19 protein-coding genes and 1 pseudogene are annotated in these 24,399 nt (G+C 33.9%); 8 read left to right on the top strand and 12 right to left on the bottom strand.

The window, feature by feature from the left end:
- Positions 1-3: 3 nt before the first annotated feature.
- From QO182_RS18185 to QO182_RS18175, 3 genes are all read left to right on the top strand, one after another.
- Entirely contained in the window at positions 4-1,512 is a 1,509-nt protein-coding gene (locus tag QO182_RS18185) for a RagB/SusD family nutrient uptake outer membrane protein (RefSeq protein WP_371563269.1), read from the top strand.
- A 34-nt stretch (positions 1,513-1,546) separates the two neighbouring features.
- Positions 1,547-2,440, top strand: a complete 894-nt coding sequence (locus QO182_RS18180) for a LamG-like jellyroll fold domain-containing protein (protein ID WP_371563267.1) — start codon at positions 1,547-1,549, stop codon at positions 2,438-2,440.
- Between the two features lie 87 nt (positions 2,441-2,527).
- Positions 2,528-4,537, top strand: a complete 2,010-nt coding sequence (locus QO182_RS18175) for a C10 family peptidase (RefSeq protein ID WP_371563265.1) — start codon at positions 2,528-2,530, stop codon at positions 4,535-4,537.
- 294 nt (positions 4,538-4,831) lie between these two features.
- Here QO182_RS18175 and QO182_RS18170 read toward each other — a convergent pair whose 3' ends face one another.
- The 5 genes and pseudogenes from QO182_RS18170 to QO182_RS18150 form a co-directional block, all read right to left on the bottom strand.
- Positions 4,832-5,770, bottom strand: coding sequence for a transglutaminase domain-containing protein (locus QO182_RS18170; protein ID WP_371537846.1), 939 nt, complete (start codon positions 5,768-5,770; stop codon positions 4,832-4,834).
- Between the two features lie 5 nt (positions 5,771-5,775).
- Positions 5,776-6,717, bottom strand: a pseudogene (locus QO182_RS18165) (alpha-E domain-containing protein).
- A 43-nt stretch (positions 6,718-6,760) separates the two neighbouring features.
- The gene (locus QO182_RS18160) at positions 6,761-8,197 is read right to left on the bottom strand and encodes a circularly permuted type 2 ATP-grasp protein (protein ID WP_371537841.1); all 1,437 of its coding nucleotides are present in this window, start codon (positions 8,195-8,197) and stop codon (positions 6,761-6,763) included.
- A gap of 372 nt (positions 8,198-8,569) precedes the next feature.
- Complete coding sequence (locus QO182_RS18155; protein WP_371563263.1) at positions 8,570-9,424, bottom strand: polysaccharide deacetylase family protein; 855 nt, start codon at positions 9,422-9,424, stop codon at positions 8,570-8,572.
- Between the two features lie 10 nt (positions 9,425-9,434).
- The gene (locus tag QO182_RS18150) at positions 9,435-10,460 is read right to left on the bottom strand and encodes a hypothetical protein (RefSeq protein WP_371537836.1); all 1,026 of its coding nucleotides are present in this window, start codon (positions 10,458-10,460) and stop codon (positions 9,435-9,437) included.
- Positions 10,461-10,636: 176 nt separating this feature from the next.
- On the opposite strand from QO182_RS18150, the gene QO182_RS18145 reads away from it, so the two are divergent.
- Positions 10,637-12,727 (top strand): TonB-dependent receptor family protein, encoded by a 2,091-nt coding sequence (locus QO182_RS18145; protein ID WP_371563261.1) that lies wholly within the window; start codon positions 10,637-10,639, stop codon positions 12,725-12,727.
- A gap of 262 nt (positions 12,728-12,989) precedes the next feature.
- Here QO182_RS18145 and QO182_RS18140 read toward each other — a convergent pair whose 3' ends face one another.
- The gene (locus tag QO182_RS18140; protein ID WP_371563259.1) at positions 12,990-13,442 is read right to left on the bottom strand and encodes a cytochrome c; all 453 of its coding nucleotides are present in this window, start codon (positions 13,440-13,442) and stop codon (positions 12,990-12,992) included.
- Between the two features lie 145 nt (positions 13,443-13,587).
- Positions 13,588-14,703, bottom strand: a complete 1,116-nt coding sequence (locus tag QO182_RS18135; RefSeq protein WP_371537827.1) for a PQQ-dependent sugar dehydrogenase — start codon at positions 14,701-14,703, stop codon at positions 13,588-13,590.
- A 140-nt stretch (positions 14,704-14,843) separates the two neighbouring features.
- On the opposite strand from QO182_RS18135, the gene QO182_RS18130 reads away from it, so the two are divergent.
- Entirely contained in the window at positions 14,844-15,062 is a 219-nt protein-coding gene (locus QO182_RS18130; protein ID WP_371537825.1) for a hypothetical protein, read from the top strand.
- 398 nt (positions 15,063-15,460) lie between these two features.
- Here QO182_RS18130 and QO182_RS18125 read toward each other — a convergent pair whose 3' ends face one another.
- The 3 genes from QO182_RS18125 to QO182_RS18115 all read right to left on the bottom strand — a co-directional run bounded on the left by QO182_RS18125 (position 15,461) and on the right by QO182_RS18115 (position 20,207).
- The gene (locus QO182_RS18125) at positions 15,461-18,907 is read right to left on the bottom strand and encodes a DUF3427 domain-containing protein (RefSeq protein WP_371537823.1); all 3,447 of its coding nucleotides are present in this window, start codon (positions 18,905-18,907) and stop codon (positions 15,461-15,463) included.
- The gene (locus QO182_RS18120) at positions 18,900-19,295 is read right to left on the bottom strand and encodes a (deoxy)nucleoside triphosphate pyrophosphohydrolase (RefSeq protein ID WP_371537821.1); all 396 of its coding nucleotides are present in this window, start codon (positions 19,293-19,295) and stop codon (positions 18,900-18,902) included. Before QO182_RS18120 ends, QO182_RS18125 begins: the two co-directional genes overlap by 8 nt.
- Before the next feature lie 450 nt (positions 19,296-19,745).
- Complete coding sequence (locus tag QO182_RS18115; RefSeq protein WP_371537818.1) at positions 19,746-20,207, bottom strand: hypothetical protein; 462 nt, start codon at positions 20,205-20,207, stop codon at positions 19,746-19,748.
- A gap of 466 nt (positions 20,208-20,673) precedes the next feature.
- On the opposite strand from QO182_RS18115, the gene QO182_RS18110 reads away from it, so the two are divergent.
- Positions 20,674-21,072 carry a DUF2452 domain-containing protein gene (locus QO182_RS18110; protein ID WP_371537816.1) on the top strand — a complete coding sequence of 133 codons (399 nt, stop codon included), beginning with the start codon at positions 20,674-20,676 and terminating at the stop codon, positions 21,070-21,072.
- A gap of 504 nt (positions 21,073-21,576) precedes the next feature.
- On the opposite strand, the gene QO182_RS18105 is transcribed toward QO182_RS18110, so the two are convergent.
- Positions 21,577-22,509, bottom strand: coding sequence for an alpha/beta hydrolase (locus QO182_RS18105; protein ID WP_371563257.1), 933 nt, complete (start codon positions 22,507-22,509; stop codon positions 21,577-21,579).
- Positions 22,502-22,945, bottom strand: a complete 444-nt coding sequence (locus QO182_RS18100; protein WP_371563254.1) for a hypothetical protein — start codon at positions 22,943-22,945, stop codon at positions 22,502-22,504. Before QO182_RS18100 ends, QO182_RS18105 begins: the two co-directional genes overlap by 8 nt.
- A gap of 314 nt (positions 22,946-23,259) precedes the next feature.
- On the opposite strand from QO182_RS18100, the gene QO182_RS18095 reads away from it, so the two are divergent.
- Positions 23,260-23,613 (top strand): transposase, encoded by a 354-nt coding sequence (locus QO182_RS18095; RefSeq protein ID WP_371563251.1) that lies wholly within the window; start codon positions 23,260-23,262, stop codon positions 23,611-23,613.
- A 142-nt stretch (positions 23,614-23,755) separates the two neighbouring features.
- A partial coding sequence (locus QO182_RS18090) for a transposase (RefSeq protein ID WP_371563248.1) occupies positions 23,756-24,399 on the top strand: 644 nt, incomplete at its 3' end.

Below are 24,399 nucleotides of genomic sequence, written 5' to 3'. Positions count from 1 at the left end.
AATATGAAAAAGAAAACACATAAATATTTTTTATTAGTAGTAACTACAAGTCTTCTTTTTATTGGCTGTAGTAATTTAGAAGTGGAAAACTATAATGATCCTGATAGGAGCGTAGTACTATCAACGTCTGATGGAATAAGAAGCTTGGCTTCTGGCTTGTTTAACACTTGGTTTAGCCAGGAACAGCATAATTTTGGATCACCAGGACCTGCTATGTGGGTTATGGCAGATTGGGGAACTGTTAATTTTGCAAATTATGGCACCCTTGATATGAGTGAAGAACCAAGAATTTTTATGGATAATTCACCTTCTTATGCGCAGCATTCTATTATTAAAAATTATTGGCAATATATGTATGGCGTTATTACAACAGCTAACGACGTATTGACTGGTCTTAATAATGGAGTACAAATAGGTAACAATGGAGACGAAACCAAAATGGTTAAAGGCTATGCATATTTTATGCAAGGTCTAGGTAATGGTTATATAGGTTTGGTTTATGATAAAGGGTATCCATCTGATGAAAATACAGATTATACTAGTCTCGAAGTTACAGACTATACAGCTTCAATAAACTTGGCAATTAGTCAATTAGAAAAAGCCATTCTAGTATTTGATAGCAATGATTTTGTGCTTCCATCAGAATGGATTAACGGCAATGCCTTTACAAATCAAGACATGTCAAAATTATCACACTCATTCATAGCGCGTCTTTTGGTGTATGCTCCAAGGAATAAAGAACAAACAAATGCTATTGATTGGGAAAAGGTTCTATATCACGCAGAGCGAGGAATAACAGAAGATTTTAATGTAGAAGGTGATGGTAACGCTGCCGATAGAAAATGGATGTCTTGGTATAAATATTATATGGCTAGAACGAGTTGGGGGAAAGTGGACATGAGAGTTGTTCATTTATTAGATGAAACAATTCCTGCAAATTGGCCAGAAGGAGGATTAAATACTTTACCGCATGAAGGGCGTATCATTTCAAATGATTTGCGAGTGCAAACAGATTTTCAATATGATGCATCTAATAATAGGCCAGAAAGAGGTGAGTTCAGATGGTCTACTTACCGATATTCACGTTTAGACAGTTGGATAAATGCCAATTTTTTTGGGCCAGTTATCATGATGCGTAAAGCTGAAATAGATTTATTTAAGGCCGAAGCGTTATTAAGACTGGATAGATTAGCTGAAGCAGCGAATAGTATTAATGCAGGAACAAGAACAACAAGAGGAGGCCTGCCGCCTGTAGCTATAGATGATAAAGTAGAAATACAAAACGCCATAACTTACGAAAGAACCATTGAACTTCCTTTAACAGGTATGGGAATTGAATATTTTGATATGCGTAGAACAGGCCAATTACAAGATGGTTCTTTACTTCATTTTCCAATTCCTGCCCAACAGCTGGAAGTATTTGTAGAGCCATTTTACACTTTTGGAGGCGTAAATCCTCAGTACGGAGTTCCAAATGAAGATGTGTCAATAAATGGATGGTTCACACCTTAAAAAATAATAATAATAAAACGAAAAACTTAAAAATATGAAACTATTTAAATTTATATGCTTTTTAATTATTCTTGGAAGTTTAACAATTACATCTTGTGAAAGAGAGGCACTTCCTGTATATCCAGGTACTATTGTCCAAATTGATACAGTCTTTGTCAAAGGAGCTAACTTAACTTATCCAACTTTTACAGGGTCAGACACTAATGATGACAGGTTTTATGCCTTTAGTGGTTCTAGTTCTACAGATTTAAGTACTATGTCTGGTGAAGATTGGACTTATGAACTTTGGATTAAAGTGGATCCAGACGCATTATTAGGTGACGCAAATGAACCTTCAGGGAAGACTGCTAAAGGGGCAACTATTAGTGAACGTGGTAAAAACTTTGAACTTTATTTAATTGGAGATGCTAGTGCCGATTATGCTGTAAAGTATAATAGATTGGATGATGATAATTTACCGTTAGGAACAATGGAAACTAGTAATTCAAACCTTAATCTTAAATTTAATGAATGGGTTCATGTAGCCATATCGCGTTCTTCTTCAGATGGTATAGCTAAATTTTACATAAACGGAAAATTAATTGATTCAAGTGCTGATCCGCTTTGGATACAACCTGTAAACGATACCTGGCTTGATTTCAATTATATGTATAGAGGTGGAAATATAAATTTCTTTAAAGGCTCTTTAGATGATATAAGAGTATCATATATTGACAGATACCCGTCAGATTTTGAACCTAATCATTTTGAACGATTTGTATTTGATAGCAAAACGCTGTTACAATTAGATTTAGATAATAATCTATCAGCTTTTGATCCTGTAACCGATTTTGATAAAATAGAAGTAAAAGGGGAGTATAGTTATTTCATAAAGCTAATAAATACCGTTTTTTGGACAAGTGAAGATTATGTTCTTCCAACGAATTAACAAATATTTATTTTAAATAAAAAACTAATAATCAGTAGATTAACTTTTATTGAAGGAGTTCTATGTGCGGTTTTTAAAATATATGACATGAAAAAAGATATTTTATACTTGAAATTATTTAAAATTAGAGCTCTAATTATACTATCATTAATTAGTACCATTTCTTTTGCGCAAACAGTAGAACCTTTTTTAACCGATGTTTGGGGAGGTGTAAATTGTGTAGATAATAATGGTAATGTTGTATATGCAGGTAATTATTATACGCCTAGTCATTCGTCTGCTGGATGTGTAGCAATTTCTATGTCGCAAGTTTTAAATTATTATAAGTGGCCCGTAAAAGGGATAGGCAGTAATGTGTTTTCAGATAATTATAATGGAACATTGGTACGACATGCTTCTTTTTTTGATAATATAGATTATGACTGGTCTAATATGCTTGATGAATATAATGGTAAAGCATCAACAGATATTCAACGAAAAGCTATAGGGGAATTGTTTTATAGTGTAGATTGTGCTTTAGAGATGAATTTTGAGCCTAGTGGATCGACTTCTAATATTAGTAAAACACCGTTTGCTTACGAAAGCTTCTTTCGCTATACCAGTCATTATGAAGATGTAACTTGGTCTCCATTTTGGACAAGATTGAAAGAAAATATTTTAGCTGGTTATCCTGTTCCAGTTGCTGTTGATGCAAGTAGAACAGGAGACGGGCATGTTTTTGTTGTAAATGGTTATAAAGAAATTAATAACGTTCCTTACTATTATATAAATTGGGGTTGGTATAATGATAATAACATAAATGGATGGTATGATATCCAAGGGTGGACTAACGCTTCAGCTGGATACAATACAATAACCGGAGCTACTTTTGATATTATGCCAAATCCACAAATAACATCAATTAGGAGTGCAGGGTCTGGTAACGATTTTACTGTTAGTTGGGAAACAAGTGAGAGAATTAATTGGAATGAATTTACGCTAGAGCAAAAAGTAGATCAAGGTGATTGGACAGAGGTAGCTAGTGGGATTACTTCAAAAAGTTATACAATAAATAATCCTAGCGGTAAAGTCTATCAGTTTAGAGTTAAATCTATGATTGATAATAAGTATTATGCTGATTCTTGGTCTGAAACTGAAGTTTTTACTACACAAGGAGGATTTGATGGTTATGGGGAATTTGGAGGAAGCCAATATATGTATGCACGACAAACACCAAATAATACTTTAGACTTTACAGGAGATTATACATTTGAAACTTGGATGCGTTTAAAAGAGGGTAATAGTAACAGTAATGTTATTCTAGATCAACAACCAGTCTTTGGTATAGAAATTACAGATGTGGGTACTTCAGATTATTCGGTTAAGTTTATTTCTCATTCAACTAGTGCAGCTTTAAATTCAAATGCAACAGGAGGGAAACTAAAAAATAATGAATGGGTGCATATTGCTGTTACACATTCAGGAAACACAACAAAACTTTTTGTTAATGGTGTAGTACGACAAGAAAATACAAGTACTAATTTTAATTTAATAAGTTCTAATTTGTCACTTAACATAGCAGAACGCTATAGTGGAGGATATTCTGGAATGATTAAAGCAGATTTAGATCAAGTTAGAATTTCTAATATAGCCAGATATACATCAAATTTCACACCTAAAAAAACCCAAGTTTATGAAGTTGATGCTAATACAATAGTATATCTGCCCTTTCAAAATGTACATAATGTTAGATTAAAAGACGAAGCTAGTAAATTAAGTTTCATTGTAAAAAATGATCAGGATTTTGTTGAATGGAATTTTGAAGAAACAAATGAAACATTATCAAATGAAGAGTTTGTCTTAATAAAATCGTCACTAACGGTTTTCCCCAATCCTATTACAAATAATAGGTTTGAAATTGCCTTTAGCAAAGATTTAGATTTAGGAAAAATTGAAATTAAAATATTTGATTTAGAAGGAAGAAAAATAAATGTAAATACTTCAGAAAATGGGTTTAATAAGTGGGATTTAACATTTAATAATAGTAGTTCTGGAATTTATGTTTTGCAGGTTATTAGTGATGGTTTTTCGGCGAGTAAAAAAATAGTAGTTAAATGAAATAATTAGTAATGTTATAGCAATTTAAGAAACTATCCTAAAAAGTATGTAAGTTAAAAAATATAAGGGTTTAACTTTTTAATTAAAGTTGGACCTTTTTTTAAAACTATCTAAACGGGTACGCTTTAAAAGCAATTATCGATGAAAATAAAAGCCGTGTAAAGAAAACAATTCCCATGATATCAACTTCTTTAAAAGGTTTAGAATAAACGACTATCGCGAAGTATATACTAATTGCTTGGGTTTATCGTTGGGTTAAGTTGAAATTCTAGTTTTACTTTACTTTGGCATTTATTATTGTTGCTGCTGTTCAGCATAATCCAGTTCTTTCTGCAACTCAGCAGATACATCTTGGAGTTGTACATTATTTACTTCCTCAAAATGCCTACCGTCTTCATATCCTATAGAAACTGATACAGATAGTGTTTGCTTCGCCAATCCTTTAAACGTTCCTTTAATAGGCGTGCATTCGATAAAGTTAAGGCCCACGGAGAGCTTTACATGATTGTCCATGGTCCAGATATTATTTGTAGGATCAATACCTAGCCAACCTTGTATAGGTGAGTAAATTTCTACCCACGCATGTGTTGCGCCTTCACCTCTAAGGCCACTTTCATTAGGACAGATATAGCCACTTACATACCTTGATGGAATACCGGCAGTTCTAAGAAGCTGTAATAAGACAAGGGCAAAGTCTTGACAAACCCCTTTTCGATGTTCTAAAATCTCATCTATTGTGGTTTCGATATTTGTAATTCCTTTAGTATACGTAAAATTAGTAAAGATATATTCGTTGCATTGTTGTGCAATGGCAATAATCGATTTGTCACTGTAATCAATTTCTTTTAAGATCTTGATGATTTCTTCTTGCTTCTTAATTGTTTCTGGATACGAGAGTCTTAATAAATAAACATCTTTCTCTAGTTTAGTTGTTAAGTCTGCTACTTTCACATGGTCTATTTCGGGTATTTTTTGTGAATGTGTTGTACGCACTAACATCTTAGACTCAACAATCATTTCTGAGTGCGGCTCCATAATATTGAAATTCCCCACACGATTCCCGTGGTAATCTGTACTGATACTTAGCTGTGGGTTTTTAGTAATAGAAAGCTGAAATTGCAATACCTCTTGATTTTCAAAATTATGAGGAAACAATCTGATTTCATTAATACTTTCTTTAATTGGCCAGTTATATTGGTATGTCGTGATATGAACAATATTAAAAACAGCCATTTTTTTTAGGAATAAGAGAAGAATAATTTAGAGAAATCTATCGAAAATTGAGTTATTTGTGTTCTTGTGTTTTTCAGTAAATCTTCTAGTTGTTGATTCGTAAGTTGGTGATAATCGGTAAACTCTAAGGAGCTTTTTAGTCGGCCAAATTGATTGCGCATCGTTACCGCTTCGCTTTGATTGTTGTCTTTTAATATGGTGTTTAAATACGATTCCAGTAATGTTAAAGTATAGATTACGGAGTGAGCAAAATCCTTATTAAAGATTAAGTGCTGCACTACCTTGCGATTGTGAGCAATGTTACTATAACTTTTTTGATAAAATTCATAGCCAGAAAGGGACAGTAATAGTTTTCTCCAATACAGCAAATCCTCTTTGCCTTCTAGATTATATTGTATAGGCTCATAATAAGACTGTGTCATAGATATGGTTTGCAAACATCTTTCAATATGTTTTCCAATTCTAGAAAATGACCAGCCCAAACCTCTTGGCATCGTAACTTGATAAATACCATTATAAAGTAAAAAATCTTTATTGATTCTACTTAAAACTGTAATTGCTTCAGGTGTTTCTAGTTTTTTGGGTAACTCTGGATCGTTAATAAAATGATACATAGAGTTAATATGTTGCCACAATTCTTTGGTAATTTTATCTTGAGAACCTCTTGCATTTTCTCTGGCTTTAGAGATAAGACACTTAACAGAGCTCGTGTTTGTAGCTTCACAAATAATGTGCTTTAATACAAAGTTAGTATTGTGTTGTACAGCTAATATTTCCTAAGGCGATAAATTAGTATAGTTTTCTAATAATGGTTTATACCCGTGATAGTCATTTGTTTCTTGATCAAAAGACATGATATAAAGCGTGTTGAGCGTAAGCAACATGCCATCTGCTCTTTCCATGTATCTGTTGAGCCAAAACATCCCATCAGCAACTCGGCTTAGCATATTTACTTCCATAGTGTTTGTTTTATTGGTTCTATTTTATTGACTATTTCATTATCCAGGTATCCTTACTTCCGCCACCTTGAGAAGAGTTAACAACAAGTGAACCTTCGGTAAGGGCTACTCTTGTTAAACCTCCAGGTACAATTTGCACTCCGTTAGGACCACATAAAGCGTAAGGTCGTAAATCAACATGTCTAAGTTTGAGTTCTCCATCGATAAAACAAGGAACCGTACTGAGTTGGATAATAGGCTGTGCAATAAAATTTCGTGGATTCTTTACAATAGCAATTTTCGCGTCTTCTAATTCTTTTTCGGTGGCTTTATTTCCCATAACCATTCCGTAACCACCACTTCCATTGGTTTCTTTGATTACCATATTTCCCATGTCGGCAAATACAAACTCACGTTCTTCTAAATTTTCCATTTGGTAGGTAGGAACGTTTTTAAGAATAGGTTCTTCATTTAGATAATAACGAATCATTTCTGGTACATACGCATAAACGGCTTTATCATCAGCAACGCCATTTCCTACGGCATTAACTAAGGCTACTGTACCTAATTTGTATGCACTGATTAAACCAGGAACTCCCAAGGCGCTATCGGGTCTAAATACCAATGGATCTAAATATTCATCGTCTAAGCGTCTATAAATAACATCAACTTGTTGAAGACCTGAAGTTGTTTTCATATAAACCTTACCATTATTTACTACTAAATCTCTTCCTTCAACTAATGGAATTCCCATTTGTCTGGCTAAAAAAGTATGTTCGTAATAAGCAGAATTATATACCCCCGGAGTCATTAAAACCACATTAGGTGTCGAAATGTTTCTAGGAGAAAGTGACACTAAGATATTATGAAGAATCATAGGATAGTTAGCGACCATACTTACATTGTTAGCGCTAAACATCTCTGGAAAAATTCGCTTAGTGATCTCTCTATTCTCTAACATGTAACTTACGCCACTAGGACATCTTAGATTGTCTTCTAAGACATAAAATTCGCCTTTCTCTCCTCTTATTAAATCAATACCTGCAATATGAACATGAATGTCATGAGGTACTTTAATACCATGAACTTCGGGCATATAATGCGGGCAGGTTGTTATTAGTGCAGCTGGAATGATCCCTTCTTTTACAATGAGTTGGTCATTGTATATGTCTTCTAAAAATAAATTAAGGGCTTTTAAACGCTGTGCAATTCCTGTTTCTACTTCGTCCCATTCCATTTTTGTAAGAATCCTGGGAATTATATCAAACGGGAAAATCCTTTCTATTCCTTGATCTTCATCACTGTAAACCGTAAATGTAATTCCTTGATTCATGAAAATATCCGAAGCCAGATTGTGTTTCTTATTTAACGTTTCAAGATTTAAACTTTCTAATGTTTGTAATACTTGACGGTATGAATCTCTTACGCCATTTTTAGAAAACATTTCATCCCATCCCCTTGGGTTTAAATTAGGTGTTAATTTTACCATGTCCTCTGTTGTTGAATAATTAATAAAAAACCAGCTTGTTGTAAACAAACTGCAGTTTTTTAGTTAAAAATACGATTTTAATACTTTCAAATGAATTTTTTCTTGCAAAATTAAAGACAAATATATAATTCTCTTTATGTTGGCTTTGTATTTAAGAATAGTTGTTTTTTTATCTTTTTTTTTAAGATTTAACAGCATTTTATTTGCTGCTAAAAAGCAAGAAGCCTTTAAAACAGAGGTGTGCGGTTCATTTGTAATTTAGAAACCAACTTAAAAAACGAATTTAAGAAGAAGTGCTTGGGGATTTTATTGTAGTACTATGAATTATTAGGAAAAAAGCAGTGTTATTTTTAATTGTTAAACACAATCAAATTATTTATTGAAGGTCGACGCTGTAGCTTTCATCATGCCTTCTGTATTCCATGTACCAGAAACAATCATACGCCTGATGGTGTATAGTGGGTCTATTGAATCTCTTTTAGTCGAAAGGATAAATGCCATTTCATAGTCACTCTTTTTTATTTCAACAATCGCGGCCTTATTCCACAAACCAAAAGGATATGCAAAATAGGTAACGGGTGTTCCTGTAATTTCTTCTAGTTTCGCCTTTGGTTTTACTAATTGCGTATTCCAGTCGTCGCCTGAGTATTTCGTAACCATGTGATGATCCCAAGTATGCGCTCCTATGACATTACCGGTATCTGATAATTTTTTTATTTCTTCTTTTGTCAAATAGTTGGGACGGTTAATGGAAACAGTCATGACAAAGAAAACGCCTTTAAAACCATATTTTTCCATTTCGGCTGCGCCAATGGTATATTGTTCTCCGCGGGTATCATCAAAGGTAATCATGATTGGTTTTGAAGGTAGTGGTCCGTCATGTACTAAATACTCATACAATTGCGCAGGCAAGATAGTATGATAACCTGCTTCTGATAATGCTTTCATTTGCGCTGCAAAGTCTAGCGGTTTTACTGTGTAGACTTTGGTCATAGGACCAGCACTAGCATCAAAATTCTTAATGTTGTGGTAGCACAAAATAGGCACTTCTTTTTTTGAAAGAATAGTGGCCGCATCATTAGTCACTTTTTGTACTTCGGCTTTTTGTTCAACCTCATTTACCACAGTTATTTGCTGTGGAGCTTCTTTGTTTGTTTCCTCTGCTTTTGACTGGCAACCTTCTAAAATAACAAGTCCTAAAATCAAACAGGCAAAATAATTTTTCATTGTACTGTATTTATTGAAATTGAATGTAGCTTGGTTTTGGTGTGAATTTCAGCAATTCTTCTGGAGTGTACATTTTAGAATTGTTCCAATTGTCATTTTTGTAAAACAATTTAAACCCGGTAAACATCACCGGCTCTCTATAAATATAAGTCAGGTAGGTAGATCTTTTCAAGACCCTGCTCCCAAAGCCGTCCATATCCATCACCACTTGCACTTCAGGAAGTTTTTTTATTCTTTTATAGTCCGTTACCATTCCTTGGGTGAAACGGTGAACGACAAGTACTTTTGGTGTTAGTTTGTTTTCTCTAACGACCTTAGCCAGAATATCAATGGCGTCATTGATATCATCAGCAGTAAAACTACCAATTTTAGTACCGGGAACATGTCCGTTTTTTAGTGAAAATTCAGGATCAATTCCTAAATGAACATTGGGTAAGGAAAGGTATTTTACCAGTTCGGTTACTTCTGCTTTAACGGTACTGTGCCCCACTTGGATATCTAAAAATACCAAAGCATCAATAGGTTTTGCCCATTTAAGAACCGTGTCGATTTGTTTGAATGGCATGCGCATGCGGTGCATGCTGTCTCTTCCGGGTGATCCTTGTGCTGTTACGGCAATATAGTGTAACGCTGGTATTGCTGTCGTGGTAGAGTCTGCAGCCTGCCATTTAGCGACTTCGCCTTGTAGTTGTTTGATCATTTGGGCTCTTGGGATTTCTCCTAAAATTCCCATTCTTGTAGAATATAAATTTCCGTAAAAGGCGATAATTCTATTGTACGGCAATAATGCGCCCGGCAATGGATAAGGCGTTTTTACCGGCCATCTTCCCGTGGTGTCGTTATTGCTTAAAGCTAGCATTCTCTTATTATAGTCAACAGTATCTATTGTACTAACTGCCTTTTTCTTCACAGAATCAACGGCTACTACAACTGTTTTTTCCACCTCATTTTTTTCTTCGGCAGCTTTGCTTTTATTGCAACTGATGGCTATTGTTAAAACAGATAGAGAAAGGCATGCTATGGCGTATTTTTTCATAAAATTATTCTAGTTTGATTACAAAGGTAAACCTATTTTAAGGCTATTTATTATGTTCTATGGTATTGCTTTTACAATATAATCATAAATAATTTCAATCCACCCCCGTTTTTGATTTCAAAGTAGAATAGCCTAACTTTATGACCCTTTTCTACTCTTAATTAAAAAGTATGTTGGTGAACAAAAAACCTTATTTTTTTATTGGTATTCTATTTATGGTATTCCATCATGGAGTTATTCTTAGTCAAATCACTAAGGACACTACAGCACTTGCTGCAGTAACTATAGTGGCTTCTCCTACAGCAGCAACGCTTCAAAATACGGCCGCGTCCATAGTGGTGATTAATAGAAAAGAGCTCGATAAAAGTGACGGTACTATCCTGACCTCGGTACTCAATAAAGTCCCGGGACTGTATATGCAACAAGGTGCTTTGAACACCGTTAAAATTAGTATTCGCGGTATTGGCTCGCGTTCTCAGTACGGAACCCAAAAAATCAAGGCTTATTTTGAAGGTATCCCGTTAACTACTGCCGAAGGGGAATCTACTATTGAAGATGTTGATTTGGAAACTATTGGTAGTATCGAAATCATAAAAGGACCTAATAGTAGCAGTTTTGGTTCCGGTTTGGGCGGTGTTATCCATTTGTTTGCTCGCGAAATACCTGCTGAAGAATTGCAAGGTAAATCAAGCAGAACGTATGGAAGTTTTGGACTCGTGAAACAAAACTTTTCTGTAGATTATGGCAAATCCTCCACGATGGGTTCCGTTAATTACAGTCATCTAGAAAGTGATGGCTTTCGCCAAAATTCCTCTTATGACCGAAAATCACTTACGCTACAAGCTAAACAAAAGATAAATACGAAAGGCGAATTGTCCTTTATCGGAATGTATACCCAACTCAAAGCCTATATTCCCAGTTCTATTAACGAAGACGATTTTAATAATAATCCCGAAAAAGCAGCAAGTAATTGGGCGCAGTCACAAGGCTATGAGTCTTATAATAAATGGATAATGGGTGTGGGCTACCGTCAGCAATTGTCTTCAAAATGGACATTGAAAACCAGTGTTTTTTCGAATATTAAAAAAGCCTACGAGCCACGACCGTTCAATATATTGGATGATGAAAGTAACAGTATTGGTTTCCGTTCTAGTTTGAATTATAAAAACACAATTGGGTCGGTACCATTTGAAACGAGTTTGGGAACCGAGATGGCTTTTGACGATTATAGTTTTTCTCTTTTCGAAAATTTATATGCTTCGCAGCCCAATCAAGGAAGTATTGCTGGAGCCAAATTCAGTAAGAAACAACAGAAAAGCAGTTACCAAAATTATTTTTTACAAATGGATTTTTCGCTGTCCGAAAAACTTCATCTAGAAACCGGCCTGGCTTTTAATACCACCCGCTATTCCTTGCGCGATCTTTTTGCGGAAGCGGTACCCATTCCAGACCTCGCCTATACCTTTGGGAAAATATGGTCACCAAGAGCGGGACTTTCTTATAGTTTTACCAAAACCAAAACGATATATGCATCAATAAGTAAAGGGTTTTCGACTCCGTCTGTAGCAGAGACACTTACTCCAGAAGGACAAATTAATACTAACCTAAAACCCGAAATAGGATGGAACTATGAACTGGGGTTGAAGGCGCATGGCCTGAACAATAAATTATACACGGAGTTGACTTTCTTTAGTACTCAAATTACTAATTTACTGGTGGCAAGACGCACCGCCGAAGATCAATACATAGGAATCAATGCCGGAGCGAGTTCGCATACGGGGATGGAATTTCTTGTCAATTACCAAATCTTGCAAACGAGTCAGTACCAACTTTCAACTTATTTTTCGGCGGTAGTGAATCATTTTACCTTCAATGATTTTGTGGATGGTGTTAATGATTATTCTGGAAACCAACTCACGGCGGTACCAGATGCACAATGGAATGTAGGTGCGGATTTGAGTACTACAAACGGATTCAAACTGCACACTGCTTTTAGTAAAGTGGGCGCAATGCCGCTAAACGATCTAAACTCAAAATACACGCAAGCCTATTCTCTTTTAGATCTTAAAACTAGTTATACTTTCACGCTTTTAAAAAGCCTGAAAACGGAGTTCAGTACGGGAGTCAATAATGCGTTAAATTCGCATTATGCAGCTAGTATTTTGCCTAACGCAGTGGGTTTTGGTCAGGCCAAGCCAAGGTATTATTACCCAGGAAATCCCCGTAATTATTATGGCGGAATTAGCTTGAGTTACCTTTTTAAGTAATAACTTGAGTTTAGTTCTAAGTAGAGCTGCATCCGTTATTTTTCCAATAGATATGATGGAACGCGGATGAAACGGATTTTAGCGGATTATCGTAGATTGCAATAGAAGAAGTTAATAAGGTCCGTTTTTAATAGTCAAATCCGTGTCATCTGTTGGTTGTTTTTCGTTTTAGGTCACATTGAAGACCGTCATTTTACAAAAAACACTTCCCGAAATAAGTTCGAGATAAACTGAACTGACGTTTTTGGTAATTTCAACCTACTTACTGTTTTACCAATGCTACTTCTTCAAGGCTAACACTCTTTTTTTGTTTATTGCTCCAGGAATTCATGATGTAATTCATCACATCCGTTACTTCTTTATTGCTGAGTCCCATGGGCGGCATGGCGCTTTTAAATTTCTTGCCATTGACCACAATAGGACCATTCAATCCAAATTTTATCGCGTGGATACTCTGAGTTCTTTTTTCGGTAAGCCAATTGGATCCGTCCAAAGTGGGGAAACTAGCGCCATCGCCTTTTCCGTTTGCCTGATGGCATTGCATGCAAAAATCAGCATAGACTTCTTTTCCGTCTGCGATGCTTTTTTGTAAAGGCGTTTGTTGTTGGATTTGGGAAATAGGATGATAGTTCGTTTTTGAAAGAACACTTGGATTTGAATAATATAAATAAGCGGAGGCAAACAAGGCGATTCCGAGATGTAGTTTAGCGATCATCAATTTAATTTCTTTAGGTTTAATTGCGTAAAGTGCTGCTTCGATTTTTTTACCACAGATTCACTGCTTAAAAAATGATTTTTACAATCAGTTAATCTGTAGCTATTATTTCACTAATACCATTTGGACTTTTTCTCGAGGTAATTTAATTTGGAATAATTTTTAAAATTCCTTTTCCTTCCACGCCTATGTAAATATAACCGTCTGGACCTTGAGCTACATTTCGTAAACGCCCAATGTCAGTAGCAATTTTTTGTCGTCCAATGATTTCATTTCCTTTTAATTTCACCAATTCTAAGTATTGAAATTTTAGAGAACCTACAAGCAAATGTCCTTTCCAGTCAGGGTAGCGATCACTAGTTACAAATGCCATTCCGCTTGGTGCAATAGAAGGAAGCCAATAGTAAATAGGGTCTTCAATTCCCGGTTTCTGCTGTATTTTGCTTATGGTCGTGTTGTCATAATCGATTCCGTAAGTAACAACAGGCCAGCCGTAATTAGCTGCTTTTTTTATGATGTTGATTTCGTCACCTCCTTTTGGACCGTGTTCATGTTCCCAAAGATCTCCAGTAAACGGGTTTATAGCTAATCCTTGTGGGTTTCTGTTGCCATAGCAATAAATGGCTTCTTTTGCATTTTCTTGACCTACAAAAGGATTGTCCTTAGGAATGCTTCCATCATCATTTAAACGGTATATTTTTCCGTTATCGCGCGTGATATCTTGTGGATTTACAAAATGCTCACCTCGTTCTCCAGCTGAGAAATATAGAAATCCGGCTTTGTCAAATACGATTCGGGAACCAAAATGCTGTCCCTTGGTCGTATTAGGCTCGCATTTGTATAAGGATTCGATTTGTGTCAAAGCTCCGTTTTGTAATTTAGTACGAATGAGTTTAGTGTTTCCGCCCTCGCCTTCGCCCTCAGTAGAGGCATAAGTGATATAGATCCAACCATTTTTAGCATAGTCAGGATGCACGGCAATATCGAGTAATCCTCCTTGTCCGCGATTGTAAACAGCAGGGACATTTTTTATTTCCGTTTTTACTCCATTTTTGATTTGGTATAGAGTCCCGCTTTTTTCGGTGACTAACAAAGTTCCGTCTGGCAACCATGCCATTCCCCAAGGGTTTTGAATGTCTGAAGCGACTGTTTCAAAAGTATAATTTATCACTTCGTCCTGTATGGGAATATCGTTTGGTTTTTCCTGTGCTTTGCAGCTAATGAAAAACAATAAAAGTAGTATGGGTGTGATTCTTTTCATGATTTTCTTTTTTAAATCGAGTTTGAATAAATCCTAATACTCGAAGATAGTAAAAGAAGAGAAGCGAAACAATCTAATTTAGTAAATCGAGGAGAACTAGTAGTTAATTATTTAGATACTTTGAATCAAAAGAAAATTAGATGAAAAGTAAAATACCCGATAATGTTGTCTACTCCGTTGAGGAAAGATTTAATGGCAATATTTTGCCCTACGGAACAAATGTGGGGTCTCTAGTAATTAGATTTGATAATGCTGTTTCTTGGAAAAGCAGAGGTATTGATAATGTAAACAAAGAGCTAGGAAATAAATTCAACGAACTGAAAATTCAATATCAAAAGTTGGAATTGATGGAAGAATAGGAATGGAATAAGGGACACATTGGTACATTTAAACTAAATAGTGACAAAAAATGGATACTATTAAAAGCAGAGAAGTCTCCTATAAACTAAAGTTAGTTTGCTCTTTTCATAAAGAGTAGATAGTATTATGAATTAGTGCTCCGTTATAAGAAACGTACTCTAATGTATTTTCTACGATTGTATCGCAGGTCAAAATATAAACCGTAAACCGTCAATGAATTGCACAAGTATCGAAATTTATCCCACATAATATTGTTTTAATTTAAAGATACGGAATTTTAAAGGAAATAATGGGACATTCACAACAATAAAAGAAGTGTGGTCTAAGACTTTAACTTTTTGCGAGCGGAAGTTGCTTTAAAATATTTGAATGAATATTTTGAGATTGAATCATTAATTTAACTATTAGTGGTAATAATTGAAACAAACTCTCCAACAACTCTCATAGAATCACCGTTCTCTTGATTAATAATTATGTTTTTATAAGAATCGTCAAAGGAATTTGGTCTCAAAACAATCGAAGTATGTTCCCAACCTTCTTCAGATATTATTTTTTCGCTTGAGTATGTCTTAATCGTAAAAGCAGAATTGAAATCTTGATCTTGAATATCAATATTCTCAACTAAAACTATTTTACCGTTTCTACTACCACCAGTATAAGGTTTAAATAAACAAACCGAACCATTTGGAATGACTCTACTCATTGATTCTCCAATTATTTTACATGCAAAATAGTCGCTTTTAGAGTTTACTGGTCCTTCAATTAGTGTAAATTCTTTTTCAGATTGAATCTCACTAAATGTTCCAGCTGCTGCATAGAAATCATATAAAGGGATTGGATTCTGTAAAATTGGTTCAAAATCTATAGTTGATTGAAGCTCTTTCTTTTCAATTTTCTTTTCTGGTTTCTTTTGAGATTTTAGAGTTTTAACCTTTACTTTTTCTTCTAAATAATTATACATCGAAGTCGAAACCGGATTAGCTAAATTAAAGCGGATTTTTACAACTGAAACTTGTTTCCCTTTATCATTACCCATCGTGGTTTGCTCAATCTGATTCATTTCAGGACTCACTTCTCCCATATAATAAAAGTCCATTCCTTCATCATTGTTTTTTTTGATAAAAAGAGGAATTCTAATCGCTCCGTTTTTTCCTAAAATAGATTGAACATCTTTACTATTTATCTTTCTATTTGATTTTGACATCCAATCAAATTCTTTATTATTTACAAATTTATCCTCGTATTTTGTTGATTCAGATATATCTTCTTCTTTATGATAGTTAACAAAAATGGGACAGTGTGTATTGTCGGGACTTACTAAATAACCTCCTACATTTTGAGCGACAGGATTTTCTGAAGCATTTAATATTCTAAAAACATCTTTACGAGAGTATTTTCGATAAAGTACAAATCCTTTCTGCCAATTGTTAGGAACAAATAGTTTGTCAAATTCGTAAATAGAATAATTTGTACAATCAGCAATGTGTTTCTTAAAAGTTTTGTTTTTTAAGTATGAAAGAAATGTACTTGAAAAGTATAGATTTCCATTTTTAATATTTAGAATGTCAAAATTATAGATCTCTTTTACTGAAATTAATTTACCTTCTTTTTTTTCTCTAATGAATTCAAAATTTAGATTTGAAATGCAAGATTGAATGGTTTCATCAGAAACAGTGTAATGATATTTTTTTAATATAGTTTCTTTTAAAATATTTCCTGAAAGAGAGCCGTTACAAATCAATAGTTTGATGATTAAGCTTTCTTCAACTCTTTTGGAGTTGTTTATTTCTTTAGAAAAAAGCTCTAAAAGTTTAACCTCTTCTGTAGATAATTCTGAGTCAAAGTCCTTCTCAACTTTAATAATGAAGTTATAATAAGAATTGGCATAATTTACATACAAATATGGATCTCTAGAACCATGTTCTATAAAATCCATCATCATTGGTATTCTACCAAGCTTGAATTTCAACAAGTAGTAATCTTTTTTCAAATCAGAAAACAATTGCATGTTTGCAGAGTCAATAGATTGAAATATTTTTTCTTTAGTGATTTCGTCAAAATTAATTGTCGACGAACCGGGAATCATTCTGCTGCCTTCGGTAATTAATTTTCGAAGAGAATCTTTATTATATGAAGTATCACCATAAAGTGCAATTGGAATCAGATAATTGTTTTCGTAGTTTCCAATGAAATCAATAACAGTTACATAGCTTTTTCCATCAACTTTCCTTAACCCTCTGCCTAGTTGCTGAATAAAAATTATTGCTGAGTCTGTAGGGCGAAGCATTATAATTTGATTAATTTTTGGGATATCAATTCCTTCATTAAAAATATCAACCGTAAAAATGTAATCGAGCTTCTCCTGTAAATTATCTGATTCTAATTTTTCAATTGCTTTTGCTCTTTCTTCTTCTGTACTATCACCAGTTAAGGCAACTGTTTTTATTCCATTTAAATTAAATAAATTAGAGAGTTCAATTGCTTCTTTTTTTCTTGAACAAAAGATTAAACCTCTAGTTATACCGTTGTCACTTCCGTAGAATTGCGCTTGCTCAATTACCCTGTTAACTCTTTCACTGGAAACTAATAGATTAAAATCTGATTTATTGTCTATCTCATTATGATCAATTAGTAAATCAGTTACTCCGTAATAGTGAAATGGACTAAGCATTTCTTCTTCCATTGCTCTATTTAATCTAATTTCGTAAGCAATATTATGATCAAATAATTGAAAAATGTCATTCCCATCAGTTCTTTCAGGAGTTGCAGTCATTCCCAAGAGAAACTTTGGTTCAAAATAATCTATTAAACGCAAATAAGAATCTGCACCAGATCTATGAGTTTCATCAATGATTATGTAATCGAAATGATCTTTTGCAAAGTTTTCAAGATGTGCTGATTTTGAAATTGTTTGAATTGTTGAGAACACGAAATCACATTCTAAGTCTCGTTTTTCACCAGAATACAAACCCATTGTTTTGTTTTTTTCAAAAACTTTTTGAAAGGTCTTTAATGAGTCTTTTGCAATGGTCAATCGATGTACTACAAAAAGCAACTTTTTAGGATTAAATGCTTTTGCATCGAATGCTGACAAATAAGTTTTTCCTGTTCCTGTTGCAGATATTATTAAAGCTTTATTTTTTTTATCTTTTCGTAAATTTTCTAAATTTCCCAATGCCTCAATCTGCATATCATTAGGAGTTATTTTTGTTAGAATTTCATTTAATCCTTCAATTTTACTTGTTAGAAATTGCTTTTTATAAATTTCTTCGTAACGTAAAATATAATCAGTTGTAACTGGTATTGCTTTTTCAAAATCAGTTTGAAATTCACCGAGTACATTTTCAACTAAACCACTTTCATCTAAGGCCGAGACTTTAATATTCCATTCCTTGTTAGTTGATAAGGCTTGGGCTGTTAAATTACTACTACCAACAATTAGATTGTAATGATCATTATTTTTAAAAATGTAGCCTTTTGCATGCGCGTTTCCAGTTGTAGCAATTCTTAAGTCAATATTTTTAAAACGTAATAACCTCTTTAATGCTTCTGGTTGGGTAAAATTCAGATATTGTGAAACTAAAATTTGGCCTTTTATTTCACGATTTTCTAATTCTTTTAATTTGTTAATTATTGTTGCAACTCCACTTGCTGTAACAAATGCAACGGAGATATAAAACTGGTTACAATTTTCAAGTTCTTGAATAATTGTTGAAAGAACTTTTTTGGGTGGATTTTTTTGATTTACGAGTAATTCCGGTTGATAAGCTGCATCAGATAAAACATTTTTATCTATATAACCAGTTTGTAGACTGGAATTGAAAATTTGAATTAACTTATCCATTCATTATCAATTTATTTACTATCGGAATATCAGCTGCCGCCCAATCAAGTTTACTAAGTTCACTTACACTTAACCATTCTTGTGCAATGTGTTCGTTTAGGATAAGTTCTTTAGATTTAGCTTCACAAATAAAACTGTGCATCGTTAATTCAAAATCTGGGTATTGATGAACAACTGTAAGAAATAAAGATTTAATATCTGTTACAATATCAAGTTCTTCTAGTAATTCACGCTTTAAGGCTTCTTTTTGTGTTTCACCTTGTTCAATTTTACCACCAGGAAACTCAAACTTCTCTGATATGTAACTGAGTTTGTTTTTAGGTCTTTGAACACAGAGAATATTATTTTCAAAATATATGATCGCTGCGACTACTTCAACTTTTTTCATTCTTAACCTTCGTTTCTCGTATATACTCTTTCTATATAGAATGAGCATTCTACCATGTTTTTATTTTTAAGCTTTACAAATATATAGGTTTATTCTGAACAAGTGCCACGTTTTGAGGTCTTATCACTTTTTACGTTTTGTAATTTTAAAGTAGTAAAAAAACAATGTTTTTTAAATTGAATAGACTTTAATTAGAATATCAAATTCTCTTTTAATCAACTCCCCTTAGCCCTGACTGCAATGGAATTCCTTATGCAAGAGGCTGCTGATTTTCTAGGTATAAAAGAGCGACTGTAAGAAGCTACTTTTATGCTGTAGAAAAGCAAAGGCTGTAAATAAGAATGAAATGTAAGGCAGGAATAGCTCCTAGAATAAGATGTTTTTTCAGGAGTTAAGCGCCTCAATTTATTTAGATAGCTAGTGGTTATTAAAAGTTGGTGAATTTAGGACTTAGTATTTAACGAACCATTTATAATTGATCATTGCCCAGCCCTCAAAATTTTCATTCATATTGACCACTGGATATTCATGTTTCCAACCGTCAACGAGTAAATTTCCGTCCTTTTCGATTACATAGGTTAGTACTCCTTTTTCTTCTGTATTATTTTGAATTGATAGGACGTTTTCTTGTGTCAATTCACATCTTGGACAATCTATAACGCTTCCATCATTATAATAGGCACGCAAGCCCTGTTTAGAATAATACAAAAATCTTAGTTTCCTGTTTTTAGATTGTTCTGTGTTTTTTGTAACGATTGGCGGGATTTGTGTGTCTGGATTTTCTGCGGGAATTTCTTTTTCTTTCAGCTGTAATTCCTTAGCCTTAATCTCACGCTCTTGTTGTTTTTCTTTTTGATTATTGCAACTGAAGAGGGTTATTGAAAGCGCGATAATAAATATTAATCTTGTCATTTTGTTTTGTCTAATAGTTCTTAAAGGTACTGTAACTCGTTTATAATTATACTAAAGCGGTTCTACTCTATGAAAGATTAGGTGTCTTCTGGTTGAAACAAGCTCAGCTTAATATCAAGCAAGTTATTGATTATTTAATGAACAACACTATTAGTCTGTTTTTGTAGTCTTTTAGTTTTCATCTATTCCTGTTTTTATTTTGCTTAGGATTGCTATTTCTTTTAGTTAGAGGTGAAGTTTGTGATTGCTTATCGATGGGGAATACCCGCTTGGTTTTAAATTAAATCAGCGTGATTATTGTAAAGAGTCATACAGATTTTGATTAATACATTATTTCTTTTTTAAATTATTAAATTTCTCAAATGGAGATTAATTACTTTTGTTTAACTTTGTTGTAAAATTATTAAACAAAAAATAATTTAGCGATTGATAAATAATTCGTTGGATTCAATTAAATATAAAGAACATGAAAAGTAAAAGACCCGATAACGTTGTGTATTCAGATGAAGCTGGATTTAATGCAAATATATTGCCTTATGCTACAAATGTAGGTGCACCAGCAATTAGAGTGGACGATGTGGTGTCGTGGAAAAGCAGAGGGATTAGTAATGTAAACAAAGAGTTTGAAAATAAGTTTAATGAACTCAAAATGCAATATGAAAACCTAATGGAGGAATATGAGTGGAACGAATTAGTTTATAACGCTAAATTTTCATTTGAGCCCGTGGTGGGCGAAATCTATCATTTGTATCGCGATGCAGCAGGGGCGAACTTTCTTTCGTTGATAGGGCCGCAAGAATGGAATAAGGAGCACATTGGTACTTTTAAACTGAACAGTGATAAGAAATGGATATTCCTGCAGTAAGACTAGAATGGTAATTTTTTCTTGGTGCATGTTTCCAATTGGTTTTTGAGTTAAACAATTGGCATAAGAATTTGCAATTTTAAAATGGGAACCTCGAGATTTTAGATGGGTACCGCAATGGGTACCTTTTTTTATCATAAAACCTGTCAAACTTTTCAAATGACAAATCTTCCCCTTTTTCAATAAAACAGCATGAAATACTGATTTCACTATGGCTAAAAAACAAAAAAGACCTTACATTGCTGTAAAGTCTTTTTTATAAAAGCTCCTCCCAATAACTATCGGCGCTATGATTAACAGTCGTTATATTTTTTGAGTAGTCTGATTGTCATTTCAGGATATAAAGCCAGTTTTTGAACGGCATTTGATCTTAAGAAAGGGAATCCAACCGCTGTCATTAAGTCTAAACTTTCCTGTTTCAGTTGAATTTAAATACTGAAATAAAACAATAGTCAAAAAAGTTCAATGTGTATTCTGTAATTATTCCTTAGAGACATTTTAATGCTATTTCAGTTTAGTTGCAATTTGTGAAAAAGCATCCAGCTGATTGGCCTTTTGTAAAGGTGTAGTATCAGAACGCAAATTCAATCGTGTAAAAACGTGAATGTCAGAATCCATCAATTGTACATCGATATTGGCTCCGGAACTCGTTTTTAAACCTTTGTAAATTAATACGGAACTTGTCGAACTTGCTACCGGATCGTGCAAGGAATGAAATGCTTTTAAGTACGTGCCGGTTGGAAGTTTTACGCCATCTTCTAAATCTTTACGCACCACTTTCATTACGTCATTTAGTTCAGTAATTGTCTCCTGTGGTCTAAATCGATACCAATATTTATTCTCTTCAGAAGTCTGGTCTACCTCCGTAAAGACCAACATGGGACCAATTAAACCAACAACTGACTGCAGTTTAACGGAAGGAACCACGATTGCATCCACTAAAAATAAATTTTGTGGATGCAGATGCGAATTAAAATAACCGGAATTTATTAATTCTAAAAGTAGGGTCCCTCCTGTTGAAGAGCCTACCATACTGATTTTAGTGTATCCGAGCGCCTCTAATTTTTCATATTCTTTTGTAATAGCTGAGCTCCAGTCTTGCCATTTGGAAGCTTTAAACGACTCATAGTCTCTTCCGTGACCATCCAGTAAAACCTGCGAAATTCTATAGGAAGAAGACGGAGCTGACCAGTCCGCAAATTCTTGCCACTCAAAAGTGGTGGCCGAATAGCCATGAATAGCAAGTATGATATGTTTATCTAAATCAGCTGCCGTGGGATTAGGGTATTTTGCAGACACTAAGAATTGTTCGGGATTATATAATGACGGATCGAAAATGACATTACCATCTAATAAATCATCGGTAATAGCTGGATCGCTGCATGAATACGATACTATTGCGATTAAGAATACGATTAATAGGTTTGACTTATTCATTATTTTTTTGTTTAGTAAGCGTGTAATAAATATCAAGGTGAAAGTAAAGCGGCTGTAAGGTTCCAGGAGAATAGCCGTCCTTTTCGGTAATGATGTAATAGCCTGTACCCACATTTAGTGAAATGGGCAATTTTTTAAAATCGTATGAAAAACCGATTTCTGGTGAAAGAAGAAAAGCAGTGTTCGGAATTTCTTTGAACATATCTTCCTCTAAATCGGAATAGAAATAACCTGCATTTAGTCTTGTTACGAAATGGTAGGGTTTGTTTTTGTTGAAATGCCAACTCCCGGATAGCAGGTAACTATCCTGCTTGATCGCATTTGAACTAAAGGCCGTTCCCAGTCTGGATGATACAAAATCAAAACCGACAAAAAATTGATTTGGTTTGAAATTTTCAAAGCTATATTGGGCAGAAATTCCGTTTTCCCAATACATGTTTTGTGTTTTTTGTATTCGGGGTCCAACCTTGAGCGTTTGTGCTTGCGTTATTGAGGTAAAAAAAATAAAAATAAGAGACGGCATTATTTTTAAAATAAGCGTCTTGTTTTTAATTTTATTATAGATCATGTTTTCTTGATTTTTAAATAATTTCAATCCTATTTAAATTGATATTTTTCCAAATATAGCGTTTATTGGATATCAAACAATTATATAATTTTGGTTCTTAATCAATTATGTCATATCGGGGATCAATCTCAAAAGTTGGGGAGGAATTAAATATTCCCGAGATTTACAGAAAAAAATAAGACTTGGAAAATTATATAGAACTTCTTAAACTCATACTTCCTGAATTGATTTTAGAACACTTTGATTTGGTAAACACTAAAATCGAGCAAGAGAAGATGCATCTCTTCTTTGAAGAGAAAAACACTCCACCAAAAGAGTATAACGACCTTCAACTTATCTCAAAAGGATTTCTAAATGAAATTACTATTCAAGATTTTCCACTGAGAGGTAAATTCGTTTATCTACACATTAAAAGACGAAGATGGACGGATAAAGAATCTCAAGAAATAATTCAACGTGATTGGAATATTATTGCCCAAGGAACCCTCATGACTCAAGAGTTTGCGGATTTTTTAAAAGACATTAATCGATACTAAAGCAAACGATTGTCACACTATAGGATTTTTCTTTGGAGTCAATGGAAAGAAGCTACAACGTCAATACAAAAAACATCTCAGTAACTTCTCTACCTGGGAACAGGGTGAGCATGCTAATACCTGGCTAATATTCCCCGAAAATATGGGGCAATATTTATCCATTGACGAAGTAAATTTATCAATGGGAGAACTTTATACTGTTGTAACAAATAAAGAAGCAAAAGGTAAAAAAGGAGCGATAGTAGCTATTGTTGCTGGAACTAAATCTGAGACTGTGATAAATCATCTCCAAAGAATTAGCTCTTATAAAAGAAACCAAGTTATTGAAATCACTCTTGACATAGCTAATAGCATGAAATTGATAGCTAGAAAAGTTTTTCCAAAAGCAAAACAAGTAACAGACCGATTCCATGTTCAAAAAGTAGCTTTAGAAGCAGTACAAGAAATCCGAATCAAACTAAAATGGGAAGCATTAGACAGAGAAAATGAAGCTATAACTCAAGCAAAGCTCAATAAAACTAAATTTATTACCGAAGACTTTTCTAACGGTGATACCGCCAAACAATTACTAACAAGAAGTCGTTTTTTGCTTTACAAAAGTCAATACAAATCGAGTGAGAGCCAAAAAGAAAGAGCTGCAATCCTTTTTAAAGAATACCCTGAACTCAAAGAAGCGTATCTGTTAAGCCAGCAGTTACGTAACATTTATAATAATAACACAGACAAAGCTATAGCTATTACAAAATTAGCGCACTGGTATAATAATGTGGAGAACTTAGCGATTAA

This window comes from Flavobacterium sp. Arc2 (genome assembly GCF_041431385.1).
GTDB lineage: Bacteria > Bacteroidota > Bacteroidia > Flavobacteriales > Flavobacteriaceae > Flavobacterium.
This window is presented reverse-complemented; position numbering and strand designations above follow the sequence as displayed.

Coding starts and splice junctions, on each gene's coding strand:
- QO182_RS18185 (WP_371563269.1), top strand. CDS start 4: ATGAAAAAGAAAACACATAAATATTTTTTATTAGTAGTAACTACAAGT.
- QO182_RS18180 (WP_371563267.1), top strand. CDS start 1,547: ATGAAACTATTTAAATTTATATGCTTTTTAATTATTCTTGGAAGTTTA.
- QO182_RS18175 (WP_371563265.1), top strand. CDS start 2,528: ATGAAAAAAGATATTTTATACTTGAAATTATTTAAAATTAGAGCTCTA.
- QO182_RS18170 (WP_371537846.1), bottom strand. CDS start 5,770: ATGGCTGTTTTTAATATTGTTCATATCACGACATACCAATATAACTGG.
- QO182_RS18160 (WP_371537841.1), bottom strand. CDS start 8,197: ATGGTAAAATTAACACCTAATTTAAACCCAAGGGGATGGGATGAAATG.
- QO182_RS18155 (WP_371563263.1), bottom strand. CDS start 9,424: ATGAAAAATTATTTTGCCTGTTTGATTTTAGGACTTGTTATTTTAGAA.
- QO182_RS18150 (WP_371537836.1), bottom strand. CDS start 10,460: ATGAAAAAATACGCCATAGCATGCCTTTCTCTATCTGTTTTAACAATA.
- QO182_RS18140 (WP_371563259.1), bottom strand. CDS start 13,442: ATGATCGCTAAACTACATCTCGGAATCGCCTTGTTTGCCTCCGCTTAT.
- QO182_RS18135 (WP_371537827.1), bottom strand. CDS start 14,703: ATGAAAAGAATCACACCCATACTACTTTTATTGTTTTTCATTAGCTGC.
- QO182_RS18130 (WP_371537825.1), top strand. CDS start 14,844: ATGAAAAGTAAAATACCCGATAATGTTGTCTACTCCGTTGAGGAAAGA.
- QO182_RS18125 (WP_371537823.1), bottom strand. CDS start 18,907: ATGGATAAGTTAATTCAAATTTTCAATTCCAGTCTACAAACTGGTTAT.
- QO182_RS18120 (WP_371537821.1), bottom strand. CDS start 19,295: ATGAAAAAAGTTGAAGTAGTCGCAGCGATCATATATTTTGAAAATAAT.
- QO182_RS18115 (WP_371537818.1), bottom strand. CDS start 20,207: ATGACAAGATTAATATTTATTATCGCGCTTTCAATAACCCTCTTCAGT.
- QO182_RS18110 (WP_371537816.1), top strand. CDS start 20,674: ATGAAAAGTAAAAGACCCGATAACGTTGTGTATTCAGATGAAGCTGGA.
- QO182_RS18105 (WP_371563257.1), bottom strand. CDS start 22,509: ATGAATAAGTCAAACCTATTAATCGTATTCTTAATCGCAATAGTATCG.
- QO182_RS18100 (WP_371563254.1), bottom strand. CDS start 22,945: ATGTATTGGGAAAACGGAATTTCTGCCCAATATAGCTTTGAAAATTTC.